Annotated in this window: 13 protein-coding genes; 5 read left to right on the plus strand and 8 right to left on the minus strand. The window is 63.7% G+C overall.

Features of this window, described 5'->3' with window-relative positions; genetic code table 11:
* Positions 1 to 55 precede the first annotated feature (55 nt).
* A complete protein-coding gene (locus tag O3656_RS09560) occupies positions 56 to 625 on the minus strand; it encodes a TetR-like C-terminal domain-containing protein (protein WP_500063800.1) in 570 nt (189 codons plus the stop codon).
* 257 nt (positions 626 to 882) lie between these two features.
* The gene (locus O3656_RS09565; RefSeq protein ID WP_500063801.1) at positions 883 to 1,422 is read right to left on the minus strand and encodes a TetR/AcrR family transcriptional regulator; all 540 of its coding nucleotides are present in this window, start codon (positions 1,420 to 1,422) and stop codon (positions 883 to 885) included.
* 243 nt (positions 1,423 to 1,665) lie between these two features.
* Between O3656_RS09565 and recO the strand changes: the two genes are divergently transcribed.
* Together recO and O3656_RS09575 are read left to right on the plus strand one after the other, a co-directional pair.
* Positions 1,666 to 2,403 carry a DNA repair protein RecO gene (gene recO, locus O3656_RS09570; protein ID WP_500063802.1) on the plus strand — a complete coding sequence of 246 codons (738 nt, stop codon included), beginning with the start codon at positions 1,666 to 1,668 and terminating at the stop codon, positions 2,401 to 2,403.
* Entirely contained in the window at positions 2,400 to 3,233 is an 834-nt protein-coding gene (locus O3656_RS09575; protein WP_500063804.1) for an isoprenyl transferase, read from the plus strand. Before recO ends, O3656_RS09575 begins: the two co-directional genes overlap by 4 nt.
* Here the strand turns inward: O3656_RS09575 and O3656_RS09580 are convergent.
* From O3656_RS09580 to O3656_RS09605, 6 genes are all read right to left on the minus strand, one after another.
* Positions 3,230 to 3,781 carry a hypothetical protein gene (locus O3656_RS09580; RefSeq protein ID WP_500063805.1) on the minus strand — a complete coding sequence of 184 codons (552 nt, stop codon included), beginning with the start codon at positions 3,779 to 3,781 and terminating at the stop codon, positions 3,230 to 3,232. The genes O3656_RS09575 and O3656_RS09580 overlap by 4 nt on opposite strands.
* A 116-nt stretch (positions 3,782 to 3,897) precedes the next feature.
* A complete protein-coding gene (locus tag O3656_RS09585; protein WP_500063806.1) occupies positions 3,898 to 4,287 on the minus strand; it encodes a Fur family transcriptional regulator in 390 nt (129 codons plus the stop codon).
* A 16-nt stretch (positions 4,288 to 4,303) separates the two neighbouring features.
* Positions 4,304 to 5,230 (minus strand): metal ABC transporter permease, encoded by a 927-nt coding sequence (locus O3656_RS09590; protein ID WP_500063807.1) that lies wholly within the window; start codon positions 5,228 to 5,230, stop codon positions 4,304 to 4,306.
* Positions 5,231 to 5,243: 13 nt separating this feature from the next.
* Positions 5,244 to 6,068 carry a metal ABC transporter ATP-binding protein gene (locus O3656_RS09595; RefSeq protein WP_500063809.1) on the minus strand — a complete coding sequence of 275 codons (825 nt, stop codon included), beginning with the start codon at positions 6,066 to 6,068 and terminating at the stop codon, positions 5,244 to 5,246.
* Positions 6,065 to 7,075, minus strand: coding sequence for a metal ABC transporter substrate-binding protein (locus O3656_RS09600; protein ID WP_500063810.1), 1,011 nt, complete (start codon positions 7,073 to 7,075; stop codon positions 6,065 to 6,067). The genes O3656_RS09595 and O3656_RS09600 overlap by 4 nt, the downstream gene beginning before the upstream one ends.
* 61 nt (positions 7,076 to 7,136) lie before the next feature.
* Positions 7,137 to 8,153: a LacI family DNA-binding transcriptional regulator gene (locus O3656_RS09605; RefSeq protein WP_500063812.1), complete on the minus strand. Its 1,017-nt coding sequence runs from the start codon at positions 8,151 to 8,153 to the stop codon at positions 7,137 to 7,139.
* A gap of 165 nt (positions 8,154 to 8,318) precedes the next feature.
* Here O3656_RS09605 and O3656_RS09610 point away from each other — a divergent pair, with 165 nt between their 5' ends.
* The 3 genes from O3656_RS09610 to O3656_RS09620 all read left to right on the plus strand — a co-directional run bounded on the left by O3656_RS09610 (position 8,319) and on the right by O3656_RS09620 (position 12,260).
* Entirely contained in the window at positions 8,319 to 9,551 is a 1,233-nt protein-coding gene (locus O3656_RS09610; RefSeq protein ID WP_500063813.1) for a sugar ABC transporter substrate-binding protein, read from the plus strand.
* Positions 9,552 to 9,768: 217 nt separating this feature from the next.
* On the plus strand, positions 9,769 to 11,361 hold the full coding sequence (locus O3656_RS09615; RefSeq protein WP_500063814.1) for an ABC transporter permease subunit: 1,593 nt from the start codon (positions 9,769 to 9,771) through the stop codon (positions 11,359 to 11,361).
* Positions 11,361 to 12,260 carry a sugar ABC transporter permease gene (locus tag O3656_RS09620; protein WP_500063815.1) on the plus strand — a complete coding sequence of 300 codons (900 nt, stop codon included), beginning with the start codon at positions 11,361 to 11,363 and terminating at the stop codon, positions 12,258 to 12,260. The genes O3656_RS09615 and O3656_RS09620 overlap by 1 nt, the downstream gene beginning before the upstream one ends.
* The last annotated feature ends 471 nt before the right edge of the window (positions 12,261 to 12,731 follow it).

Consider the following 12,731-nt stretch of genomic DNA (forward strand, 5'->3'; position numbering starts at 1 on the left):
AACGTGACGAGGTCGGGGTCCTTCGTATGCGTCAGTGCCCTCAGGAGGTGGGCCCTCAGGAAACGGGGGAGTGCGCGAAGAGCTCGAGGCTGCGGCGCACCTGCCCGGCGAGGATGCGGGAGATTCGCTCCGTGAGGAGGGTGGGATCAGCGCTCATGTCGGAGGCGAGCCACTGGGAGACGTGTCCGAGCACGCTGAGCGTGAAGTGCTCAGTAATGAACTCGCTATCGTCCGCTCGGACAGTCAGACCGTCGCTGTAGTGGTCGACGATGGGTTCCATGACGGCGCGCAGCTGCTTGTAGAGGAAGACCTGGAGATCCTGCGTGGACAGGGTTGAGACGACGGAGAGTGTCTCTTCGCGGTGGGCCTGCATCCATGTGAGCATGGCGAGCAGTCCCTCGGACCAGTCCTCGTGGGTGGAGTGGGCCTCGATCTGGTTGGCAACCTCGCGCTTGAAAACCCAGACGGTCAGGTCGCGGATGTCGGCGAAGTGATAGTAGAAGGCCTGGCGGGTCACGCCGGCGGTGCGCGTGAGACCGGAGACGGTCACCTTTGACAGGGGGACGGTCTGGAGTGCGTCGCGCAGGGCGTGCGCGAGCATCGTTTTCGCATCGGTGTGGGGCATCGGAGATCCTCGTCGACATGAAAAGAGGGGTTACGAGCAAACTGTACAGGCTGTATCGCGGATCCGCGAAATTTCAGTGCAATGTGCGACTGACCAATTGTATAGCTCAGATTAGCTTGTATGCATCCGGAAACGTCGTTGTGTGGAAGCGGAGTGTATGGTTCAGCCCCGGCCTCGTCGAAATGAACTGTCTGGACGAGGTCGGGGCTGAGGGGGTCTGTACGTCTGTCCCTGTGCGGTTGGTGGGAATAACCGCGTTACTTGGCCAGGCGAGCCAGGGCCGGAGTGGTCTGGTCGGTCATGAGCACTCGCATGCGAGCGATCGCGAGCGAGGGGTTGACCTCGAGGCCGGACAGCATCCACTGTGCCATATGGGCGGTGGTTGCCAGGGCGAAGTGCTGGGCGACGACGTCGCGTGCGGTGGCTGAAGCGGAGCCGGGCAGGCGGGACTCGATGAGTTCCTGGATATGAGAGGCCAGGAATGCCCACAGGTCGTTCGCTTCGATGGTCTTCATGGCCGAGGCGGTTTCGTCGCGATGGTGATGCATCCAGGTCATGGTGGCCTCGACGGCATCGAGCCATTCTCCCGAACTGGTGGTCAGGCGCGATGTGACTTCCTCGCGGAAAACCCAGGCGTTCAGGTCGCTCAGGGAGTTGAAGTGGTAGTAGAACGCTTGACGGGTGACCCCGGCGGAACGTGTCAGCGCGCTGACAGAGATCTTTGACAGGGGGGTCTGCGTCAGGGCCTGACGTAGTGCAGTGCCAAGCTTTTCGCGGGCATCGATCGGGGGTGCCATCTTTTTCCTTCCTTCGACGGTTATGAGTAAACCATAACCAGTTACGAAGAAACTATCTACTTGAAAACTACTTGCCGGCTGTGTAACCGACCACGCTGTCAGTTTCTCATATATTGTTGTCAGCGCCCGTCTGAGGGCTTGTCGGTAGATGTGACAGTGCACTTCACAATTAATTTCGCGCCCTGCGATGTGTATCGGCATCGCCCGACTGTGACTGTGTCGACGTGACACAATGTTCGTGTGATGAAGTCCTATCGAGACGAGGCGATCGTCCTGCGCACCCACAAGCTGGGCGAAGCGGATCGCATCATCACGCTTCTCACCGCTGAGAATGGTCAGGTGCGCGCCGTTGCGAAGGGGGTGCGCAAGACGACCTCCAAGTTCGGTGCCCGCGTCGAACCCTTCTCCGTCATCGACGCCCAGCTCCATCGCGGCCGCACCCTCGATACTCTGACCCAGGTCGCTTCCATCGCCCAATACGGTGACGCGATCGCCGCCGATTACGACCTCTACCTCGCGGCCACCGTCATCGTTGAGACCGCCGAACGCCTCACGACGGATGCGCAGGACGGCACGCATTCCCAGTACCTGCTCCTCCTCGGTGCACTCAACGCCCTCGCGAGGGAACGCCACGACCCGACCCTCATTCGTACCTCGTACACGCTGCGCGCTCTCGCCCTGGCCGGATGGGCACCCTCCTGTTTCGACTGCGCCGTGTGCGGCACCCAGGGACCCCACTCCTCGTTCTCTATCCCCGACGGCGGTACCGTCTGCGACACCTGTCGTCCGCCCGGTGCCTCCTCGCCCGCACCCGACACGGTGGCCCTCCTCGGTCAGCTGCTCAGCGGCGACTGGGAGCGCGCCGACCGCTGCGAGGCGTACGCGCGCACCGAGGCCTCGGGCCTCATCTCCTCGTACACTCAATGGCATCTGGAACGCCGCCTGCGCTCGCTGAGCGTCATCGATAGGAGTCACCCATGACAGACCCGCGCCCCACTCCTATGGACCGCGCCCCGCAAGACCCCACCGCGCCGCTGCTCGGACCGGGCCAGTGGCACCGCGACGCACCCGTCTTTCGTAAGGGAGAGGCCCCCGCGCACGTCGCTCTCATCATGGACGGAAACGGTCGCTGGGCAAACAGTCGAGGCCTGGCCCGCACTGAGGGGCATCGCGCCGGGGAGTATGCGCTCATGGACACGATTGCCGGTGCTATTGACGCGGGCGTGCGCTACCTGAGTGTCTATACGTTCTCGACCGAAAACTGGAAACGCTCGCCCGCCGAGGTCTCTTTCATCATGAACTACGCCTCCGACGTGCTCGCCCGTCGCACCGACCAGCTCGCGCAGTGGGGCGTGCACGTGCGCTGGAGCGGGCGTCGGCCCAAGCTGTGGAAGAGCGTCATCAACGCGCTGGAAAAAGCCGACCGTGCGACCTCGCACTGCAAGACCCTCGACCTCATCATGTGCGTCAACTACGGCGGGCGCGCTGAGCTCGCGGATGCCGCCAGATCCATCGCCGAGGACGTCGCGGTCGGGCGCCTAAGCCCGCGCGGCGTCACCGAAAAGACGCTGTCGCGCCACCTCTACCTGCCCGACGTGCCCGACGTCGACCTCATGATCCGCACATCGGGCGAACAGCGCCTCTCCAACTACCTGCTGTGGCAGATGGCATACGCCGAAATGATGTTCGTCGACACACCCTGGCCGGCCTTCGACCGCGAAGAGCTGTGGGGCTGCCTGGAGGAGTTCGCGGGCCGCGACCGTCGCTTCGGCGGCGCGATCGACCGTGTCGCTGGCTCCTCGGACTCCTAGGCGTTGTCTGCCGCACCTGGATCAAGTGCGGCACTGACCGCACGACGCTTACGGCGCCCCCATGCGATCTTCGCGGCGATGAGCGCGATGATGAGGGCGAGGCCCGCCCAACCCCAGGGGGAGCCAGCGAGCGCGCGGATCGCCGCCGCAAAGACCGCGAGCGTGCCGAGGCCATACAGGAGAGCCCAGAGGATGCACCCCGGGATCATCGCGAACGTGTAGGTGCTCCAGCGCATACGCACGAGGCCCGCGCCCGCGTTGACGGCGGTCTGGATGCCGACCGTCAGGAAGCACAGGGGAATGACGATGATTCCCCACTTGTCCAGGATGGCCGCGCCCTTACGAGGGATAGGGCCGTCGAACCAGCGTGCGACGGCGCCGACGAAACCCTGGCGCCCGTTCGCTCTAACCGCGCCCGAGGCGGCACCTCGCGCCAGCCAATAGGTGAGCTGCGCGCGGAAGAAAACGACCACGAAGAGGAACACGAAGAGCCAGACGCCCTCGCGTGCGAAGGTGGGGACCATGGAGTCGATACCGGCGGCAAACATGACGCTCCCAGAGTGAGGCTCAGCAAACGAAGCCTATCCTAACCTGCGAGGTGGGGTGTAGAAAAGGCCTGGGAGTGTATCCGCCTCCCAGGCCTTTTCGTATGCGTATCGCCCCGTTAGCTCTTCGCACGACAGGAGCTGCACACGCCAAACAGTTCCAGCGAATGCTCGAGGTCGCTGAAGCCGTGCGCAGTTGCCACGGCGTCTACCCACGCCTCGATCTGCGACTGCTCGATCTCCTCGGTGAAACCGCACTTGCGGCACACCAGGTGGTGATGGTGGTGGTGCGTCGTGCAGGAGCGGTAGAGGGCCTCACCGTCGGAGGAACGCAGCGTGTCGACTCGTCCGTCCTCTGCGAGGCTTTGGAGCGAGCGGTAGACGGTCGCCAGCCCCACGCGCTGTCCCTGCAGGTGCAGGTCTTCGAAGATCTGCTGGGCACTGCGGAAGTCGTTGACGCGCGTCAGCTCGTCGAGGACTGCTTGACGCTGCTTCGTCATGCGCTGCATGGTGTTGCCTCCATCGTCATGCGTTCGAGTGAGCGATCTGGTCGTGCTCAGGGTGCTGGTTGTGGCTGCGTGCCGCGCGAATCCTGCGCACCCTGCGGATACGATCCACAATAGCCCTGATCCCGAAACCAATAGCGTACAGAGCGATTGCTCCCACAACGATCGTTGCGCCGGGGGAGAGGTCGACGAAGTAGGTCAGGGACAGGCCCGACGTGCAAATGACGACGCCCAGTGCCATCGCGATGCCCATCGTCGAGCGGAACGAACGCGCTCCCAGCTGTGCGATGGCGACGGGGATGACCATGAGGGCGCTGACGAGCAGCGAGCCGACGACTCGCATCGCGACGGCGACCGTCAGCGCCGAGAGAACCGCGATGAGGAGGGAGAGCGTGCGCACGGGCAGGCCCGTAGAGCGCGCGAAGTCCTCGTCGTTGGTCACCGAGAAGAGCGCGGGAGCCAATCCCACGCCGAGGGCCACGATCGCGATCCCGAGGATCGTGATGAGCGTGATGTCGCTCCAACGCACCGTCGAGATCGACCCGAAAAGGTAGGAATTGAGCTGCGCGGAGGTGCCACCAGCCAGGCCGATCAGCAGGACGCCGCCGGCGATGCCGCCGTAGAACAGCATGGCCAGGGCCGTGTCCCCGGACGTGCGGCCGCTCTGGCGCACCAGCTCAATCGTGACCGCGCCGAGCAGTGAGATGATCACCGCACCCGGGATCGCCCACGAGTCGGCCGGGCTCACGTTTGCGAACGTGCCGACCAGCCAGCCGAGCGCGACGCCGGTCAGAGAGATGTGTCCGATGCCGTCTCCGAGCATCGCGAGCCTGCGGTGCACGAGATACGTGCCGATGATCGGGGCGGTGAGGCCCACGATGAGGGCAGCGAGCAGTGAACGCTGCATCATCGGCGAGGACAGGAGGGTCGTCAGTGCGTCAATCATGCGTCGCTCCCGTCTAGATTCCGCTCACGAGGCCGTGGTCGGTCGGCGCGGCCCCGGGGTCGATGGTGGGGTGGCAGTGGTCGCCGCCACCGTGGTGCTGTTCGTGGTCGTCCTCGATGTGGGGCGGGCCGTCGTAGGAGACGTGCCCCGCGCTGATGTGCAGCTCTCGGTCAAGGAGGGGGCCGAGCTCGCCCAGCTCGTGCAGGACAATGAGGATCGTGGTCCCCTCCGCCTTGGCCTCGGCGACGATCTGTGCCAGGCGTGCGCGCGAGGCCGCGTCGATTCCAGCCATCGGCTCATCCATGATGAGCAACTCGGGACGGCGTACAAGGGCGCGCGCAATGAGGACGCGCTGCGCCTGTCCACCCGAGAGGATGTTGAGGGGGGAGTGGGCGCGGTGAGCCATGCCGACGCGCTCGAGGGCTGTCATTGCCCTTGCGGTGTCGCCCGGCAGGGCCCACAGTCGACGAGGCCCGAGCAGGCCCGAACGAACAACCTCGATTGCGCTGGCACTGATCGCGCCGCCCGAGGAGATACGCTGGGGCACGTAGCCGATCTTGTTCCACGGGACGCGGCGACGGGTGGTGACCGAGTGCCCGAAGAGCTGTGCGTCGCCGCTCGTGATGGGAGCGGTGCCGAGCAGGGCCTTGAGGGTCGTAGATTTGCCAGAGCCGTTCGACCCTGTGAGCGCCACGGTCTGGCCAGCGGGAATGGCGAGCGAGATTCCGTGCAGGATCAGGTCTGTATCCCAGGCCACGTGTAGATTATCGAGACGCACGACGGCGGTCGCCTCCGCGTGGGAGGCTCCCGCCGTCGTGGGGGTGTCAGTAGTTGTCACTGGCAGTCAAGGGCTTTCGTCAGGGCGTCAATGTTGGAGTTCATCGTTGCGGCGTAGTCCTTAGACGCGTCAGTCTGGGACTCGATCGGATCCAGGACAGCCGTCGTGATGCCGAGGTCGTCGGCCAGGGTCTGGGCGACCTTGGGGTCGATGAGGGCCTCGGTGAAGATCGTGGTCACGCCCTGATCCTTCGCGATCTGGGCAATCTCGGCTAGGCGGGCGGGGGAGGGGGAGGACTCAGGGTCGAGGCCGGAGATGCCGACCTGGGTCAGGCCCGTGCGATCCGCGAGGTATCCGAAAGCGGTATGTGCGGTCACGAACGTTTTGACCTTGCAGGTCGAGGTCTTGGAGACGAGGGTATCGCCCAGCGTGGTCAGTTCCTCGGAGAGGGCCTTCGCGTTGGCCTTGTAGGTGTCGGCGTGGGCGGAGTCGGCCTCGGCGAGCTTGTCGCCGACCAGGGTCGCGGCCTTCGCCATACGCACGGGGTCCAGCCAGAAGTGCGGGTCCGCGGTCATGTCGTGGTGGTGTTCATGGCCCTCGGCCTCGTGATCGTGGCCTTCCGCCTCGCCGGACTGGGCCTCGTCGGTGCCCTCTTCCTCTTCTTCGGCGGGGTGGTTGGCGTCAGCACCGGCTTCAATGAGCTCTGCAGCGGGGGAGACGTCAATGACGGTCTTGGGGGCCTGCTGCTCGATCGCCTCGTCGACTGCGCCCTGGAAGCCCGCGAGGTAGACAACCGCGTCTGCGGAGGACAGGGAGTCGACCATCTTGGGGGAGAGCTCGAGGTCGTGGGGCTCGGCACCGTCGGGAGTCAGGGAGGTCACGGTGACGTGCTCGCCGCCGATCTTCTCGGCCAGGTACTTCAGCGGGTAGAAGGAGGCCATGACGGTCAGGGGCTCGTCCTTGGAGGAGCTACCAGAGGACGAGGCCGTGGAGGAGCAGGCGGACAGAGCGAGCGCTGTGGCGGCCGCGCATGCGGCAGCAAGGATTCTCTTCGACATGAGAATCATTCTCTTTGTAATTGAGAATCTTTGTCAAGTCATTCTCGGAGATCGGACCCCGTTGCGAGTGCTAGTGCGCGTGCCCGGTCGATCCTCGCACGATCAAATCAGGTGAGAAAACGTAGTCAGCGTGCGTGGGTACGTAGTCGGGTGCGCGAAGGGCTTCGAAGAGGCTGCGCACCGCCGATGAGACGATCGATGGGACGGGCTGATGAATCGTCGTGAGCGCTGGATCCAGGTGGCCCATCAGGAAGGTATCGTCGAAGCCGATCACCGAGATGTCGCCCGGGACTGACAGGCCGAGCGAGGTGATCGTGCGGATCGCGCCGAGGGCCTGCAGGTCAGAACCGGTGATGATCGCAGTGGCGCCGCGCTCGAGGAGTGCGTGCGTGTGGGCGGCCGCGGCCTCGTACGTGTAGAAGGTTTCTTCGATGATGGGGGAGTGGTCGCCGATGAGCTCGCCCATGACCTGGGTAAAGGCCTCGGCCTTGCGCAGGGCCGGGACAATGTGCGTGCGTCCCGTCAGGAGCGCGATGCGCGTGTGCCCCAGCTCGTACAGATGTGTGACTGCCGCGCGGATGCCGAGCGAGTCCCCCGTGGAAAAATCGGGTGCCGGGACCTCCGGTCGGGCGCCATTGATGGTTACGAAGGGGATCTCGCGTGCGGCAGCATCGTGGTACGGCGCGAGGTCTGAGAGTAGATCTGCGTGTCGGCCTGAGACAAAGATGAGTCCGTTCACACGGTGTTCGATGAGCGAGGAGAGGTGATCGAACTCGGACGTCGCTCCCGGTGTCTGCGAACGGATGAGGGCGATGCCGCCCGCGCGCGAAATCTCCTCCTGGAGGTGGTGTGCGAAGGATGCGAAGATTGGATTCGTGAGCTCGGGCACGATGACGCCGATCGTGGGCGTACTTGGTGTGCGCTCGGCAGCCGGGCGGTCGTATCCCAGCTCGTCAATCGCGGTGAGGACCCTGCGGCGAGTGTCTTCGGAGACCTGTCCGACGCCGTTGAAAACCCGTGAAACAGTTGCAGTTGAGACACCCGCGTGCATGGCGATGTCGGCCATGCTCGTGCGATTTTTCGTCATCGAATCAACGCTCCTTTGGGTCTTCGCGCGCGGTTGTTTCCCTACAAATGTAACAGCTTGCACACAATTGCGAAAATTGTTGCAGAAACAAAATCGAGGGTATTACAGTGAACCTTGTAGCGGGTCGCTGATGGAGGCGACCACCTGACCAACACAGGAGTAATAATGCGACGTGGCATCGCAGCACTCGGCGTCTTCGCGGCGGTTACCGCCCTGGCCGCCTGCAACAACGGCACGACCTCTTCCTCTTCCTCTTCCTCCTCGGACGGCGCCAAGACCGACGCCGTGGCGACCCTGACGATCTGGGCGGATGACACCCGCTTCACGCAGGTCGAGACCATCGCCGAGGACTTCACCGCCAAGACCGGCGTGAAGGTGGATGTCGTCCAGAAGTCTGAGTCGGACATGGACACCGAGTTCACCACCCAGGTCCCCACTGGCAACGGCCCCGACCTGATCGTCATGGCCCACGACAAGCTGGGCGCGCTCGTCTCTAACGGCGTCGTCGCCCCCGTCGACCTGGGTGAAGCCAAGTCCCAGTTCGCTGACGTCGCGGTCAAGGGCGTGACCTACAACGGCCAGACCTACGGCGTTCCCTACGCCATCGAGTCCGTCGCCCTGGTGCGTAACAACGCGCTCACCAAGGACGAGCCCAAGACGTACGACGACATGATCGCCTCCGGTAAGACCACCGGCGTTGAGTACCCCTTCATTATTCAGATGGGCGACAAGGGTGATCCATACCACTTCTACGGCTTCCAGACCTCCTTCGGTGCCCCTGTTTTCAACACGAACGCTGACGGCGAGTACACCTCCGAGCTGGCCATGGGCGGCTCCGGCGGCACCGACTTCGCGAACTGGCTGAAGGCCCAGGGCGACGCGAGTGTGCTCTCCCCGTCCATCACCGCTGATATCGCCAAGCAGGCCTTCCTCGATGGCAAGGCCGCCTACACGGTGACCGGCCCCTGGAACGTCGCGGCCTTCCGTGAGGCCGGCATGGACGTCTCCGTCCTGTCCATCCCCTCGGCCGGCTCGCAGGCCGCCCAGCCCTTCGTCGGCGTCCAGATGTTCTACCAGAGCGCTAAGTCCGCCAACCCGGTTGCTGCCAAGCAGTTCTTCAACTACCTGGCTACCCCCGAGGCCCAGACCCAGATGCAGAAGCTCGGTGGCCGCGCCTCGGCGATGCCCTCCGTTGCTGAGGCTTCGGATGACCAGGACATCAAGGACTTCTCGAAGGTCGCAGAGTCCGGCGCTCTCGCCCCCGCGATCCCCGCGATGGGTTCCGTGTGGAACTTCTGGGGCCAGACCGAGGCCAACATCGTGAGCGGTGCCGAGGCTCCCGCCGACGGTTGGGCTACGATGATCACCAACATCAACAACGCGATCGCCTCCAAGTGATCGTGAGCGCCGGGTGCTAGTCGCCCACGCGCACCGCGCTCGCCTCCGGTGAGCACCGCCTCACACCCGACCGCCTCCCACGCGGCGGGCGGGTGTGAGGCCCTCTGATAGCAGCGCCGCTTAGCGGCGCGCGGCACCACCGGTGCCACCTTCTGTCGCCAGTCGGGGGCAGAACCAAGTCGCAATGACGCGCGAACGCGCACGTGTGGAGGACACGATGTCTGAGCCAGTGAAGGCTGCGGAAAAGAAAAAAGAGGGGCCCAAGACCTCTCATGCAAATGATGTGACCAAGCGTGGTTTCTTCGTCAAGCTCATCTTGATGATGCTGATTGACGCCCTGGGACTCTATGGCATCTTCACTGCCTACATGGTGAAGTCCTGGATTGTTCTCGGTGTTCTGGCCGCGCTGCTCGTTGTCGTGAACTGGATCTACTTCTCCAAGCGGATGATCCCCGCGAAGTACCTGGTTCCCGGCATGGTGTTCCTGCTCATCTACCAGGTGTTCGTGATGGGATACACGGGTTACGTGTCCTTCACGAACTACGGTCAGGGCCACAACTCGACCAAGGATGACGCGATCTCTGCGATCCTGAAGGCCTCCGAGCAGCGTGCGCCCGGAGCGGTCAACGTGACCGCCGCGGTCGTCGAGGATGGCTCCAGCCTCGGCCTCGTCATCGCAGACCCGACGACCGGTACGCTCAAGGAAGGCAACCCCGACACCCCGTTGCGCGACGTTCAGGGCAATGTCTCCGCTGGCGTGATCTCCGACGTCCAGGGCTACAAAGTCCTGAAAGTTGCCGATATCCTCAAGCGACAGACCGAGGTCGCCGGAATGACCGTTCCCGTCTCCTCCGACCCGAACGACGGGTACTACAAGACCGACGACGGTGCGACCGCCTACCTGGCCAAGTCGACCTACGCCTACGACGCCCAGGCCGATACCCTGACCGACACTGTCACCGGAACCGTGTACACGGCTGATAACAAGACCGGTGTCTTCGTGGATTCCGCCGGCAACGAGCTCACCCCCGGCTGGCGCGTCTTCGTCGGCTTCAGCAACTACAAGAACATGGTGACTAGCAATGACCTGGGCGGCCCCTTCCTCAAGGCGCTCATCTGGTCCTTCGTGTTCGCTGCGGCCTCGGTGCTCTCGACCTTCGCGCTCGGCCTCATCCTGGCGCTTGTCTTCTCCGACAAGCGCATCAAGGGCCGCAAGATCTACCAGTCCCTCATGATCCTGCCCTACGCCTTCCCGGCCTTCCTGGCGACCCTGGTGTGGAAGGGCATGCTCAATACGGACTTCGGCTTTATCAACCAGGTCTTCCTTGGCGGTGCCCACGTCCCGTGGCTCGATAATGGCCTGCTCGCCAAGCTTTCGATCCTCGGCGTGAACCTGTGGCTGGGCTTCCCCTACATGTTCCTCGTCTGCCTCGGTGCCCTGCAGTCCCTGCCGGGCGACATTGAAGAGGCTGCGAAGATCGATGGTGCCTCCGGCCTGCGCACCGTGTGGTCCATCAAGCTGCCGCTGGTCCTGCAGTCGACTGTGCCGCTGCTGATCGCCTCCTTCGCGTTCAACTTCAACAACTTCTCGCTCATCTACATGCTGACGGGTGGTGGGCCGAACTATCCGGGCCTGTCGGTGCCCGTCGGTGAGTCCGACATCCTGATTTCGATGGTCTACAAGATCGCCATCGATTCCGGAACCCCGAACTACGGCCTGGCCTCGGCCATGTCCATCGTCATCTTCATCGTCGTGGGCGTGATCGCGTGGCTTGGCTTCCGTCAGACGAAGACCCTTGAGGAGCTGTGATGAGTGCTGCAACCGTTTCTAAGAAGCATGATGGAAGCACCCTCAAGGGTGCCCGCTGGTGGGCCGAGGTCGGCTGGCGCCACATCGTCGCCATCCTGACGATCATCTACTGTGTCATTCCGCTGCTCTACGTTCTGTCGGTGTCCCTGAACCCCGGTGCGACGCTGACAGGTTCGAACTCGCTGTTCTCGAAGATTTCCTTGGAGAACTTCCAGGCGCTGGGGAGCGGCAAGTACGCCATGTACTGGTCGTGGATCCTCAACTCCCTGATCGTGTCGACTGCGACCGCGATCGGGACGGTCCTCATGGGCGCTGCGGCCGCTTACGCGTTCAGCCGCTTCCGCTTCAAGGGCCGCCGCGCGACCCTGACCGGCCTGCTGCTGGTGCAGATGTTCCCGCAGATGCTGGCCTTCGTGGCCCTGTTCCTGCTGCTCCTGGGCATCCAGGACATCTTCCCGGTGCTCGGCCTGAACTCCAAGCTCGGCCTGATCTGCGTCTACCTGGGTGGCGCGCTCGGTTCGAACACGTTCCTGCTCTACGGTTTCTTCAACTCGATCCCGCGTTCGCTCGATGAGGCGGCCATGATTGACGGCGCGACCCACGCGCAGACCTTCTGGACGATCATCATGCCTCTCGTGCGTCCGGTCCTCGCGGTTGTCGGCCTGCTGAGCTTCATCTCCTCGCTCGGTGACTTCGTCATTGCCCGCGTGGTCCTGCAGGATCAGAGCCAGTTCACGCTGGCGGTTGGCATGTACATGTGGGCTGCTGACTCGCGTACTGCCCCGTGGGGCATCTTCGCCGCGGGTTCTGTGATCGCGGCTGTCCCTGTGATCTTGCTGTTCCAGTACCTGCAGAAGTACATCGTGTCCGGCCTGACTGCTGGCGCTGTCAAGGAGTAAGCCCGCGCCTGTCGGCCACGCTCACCCCGGCCTCGTCCCCTATCCCCGTGGGACGAGGCCGGGGCTATTTTATGCGTTCGGGCGCCGTGTGGGTCGAGGGTGTAACAAAGCCGCCCAACACCCGCCCAATGCCCGCCTGGCGTCCTGTGCTCAGGCTGGTTGTGGCGGGGAGTGGCTCGGTTTGGCAGTTCCGCGTTTGTTCTTGTGTCTTGGGGCACTGCACCCGATCCGTAGGCAATGCACCTCTTCTGATCGGGTGTAGTGCCCCTGATCGGGTGCATGGTCCCGTAACGGGTGCAGCGCCCCCGCTCGGGCGTTGCTTCTGGTGGTGGTGTGGCTGTTTGTTCGGGTCGTGGGCGCCATCGGGCCTTGAGACGCCTTCTGGGGTTGAGATCCCTTCTGTTTGGGGTTCTTTGTCTCCTCGCGCTGTGGTTCCCCAGCAATGTTGCATGCAATTCCCATGCAAACCTT

The organism is Pauljensenia sp. 27098_8_83, assembly GCF_041432695.1.
GTDB lineage: Bacteria > Actinomycetota > Actinomycetes > Actinomycetales > Actinomycetaceae > Pauljensenia.

Coding starts and splice junctions, on each gene's coding strand:
- O3656_RS09560 (WP_500063800.1), bottom strand. CDS start 625: ATGCCCCACACCGATGCGAAAACGATGCTCGCGCACGCCCTGCGCGAC.
- O3656_RS09565 (WP_500063801.1), bottom strand. CDS start 1,422: ATGGCACCCCCGATCGATGCCCGCGAAAAGCTTGGCACTGCACTACGT.
- recO (WP_500063802.1), top strand. CDS start 1,666: ATGAAGTCCTATCGAGACGAGGCGATCGTCCTGCGCACCCACAAGCTG.
- O3656_RS09575 (WP_500063804.1), top strand. CDS start 2,400: ATGACAGACCCGCGCCCCACTCCTATGGACCGCGCCCCGCAAGACCCC.
- O3656_RS09580 (WP_500063805.1), bottom strand. CDS start 3,781: ATGTTTGCCGCCGGTATCGACTCCATGGTCCCCACCTTCGCACGCGAG.
- O3656_RS09585 (WP_500063806.1), bottom strand. CDS start 4,287: ATGCAGCGCATGACGAAGCAGCGTCAAGCAGTCCTCGACGAGCTGACG.
- O3656_RS09590 (WP_500063807.1), bottom strand. CDS start 5,230: ATGATTGACGCACTGACGACCCTCCTGTCCTCGCCGATGATGCAGCGT.
- O3656_RS09600 (WP_500063810.1), bottom strand. CDS start 7,075: ATGATTCTCATGTCGAAGAGAATCCTTGCTGCCGCATGCGCGGCCGCC.
- O3656_RS09605 (WP_500063812.1), bottom strand. CDS start 8,153: ATGACGAAAAATCGCACGAGCATGGCCGACATCGCCATGCACGCGGGT.
- O3656_RS09610 (WP_500063813.1), top strand. CDS start 8,319: ATGCGACGTGGCATCGCAGCACTCGGCGTCTTCGCGGCGGTTACCGCC.
- O3656_RS09615 (WP_500063814.1), top strand. CDS start 9,769: ATGTCTGAGCCAGTGAAGGCTGCGGAAAAGAAAAAAGAGGGGCCCAAG.
- O3656_RS09620 (WP_500063815.1), top strand. CDS start 11,361: ATGAGTGCTGCAACCGTTTCTAAGAAGCATGATGGAAGCACCCTCAAG.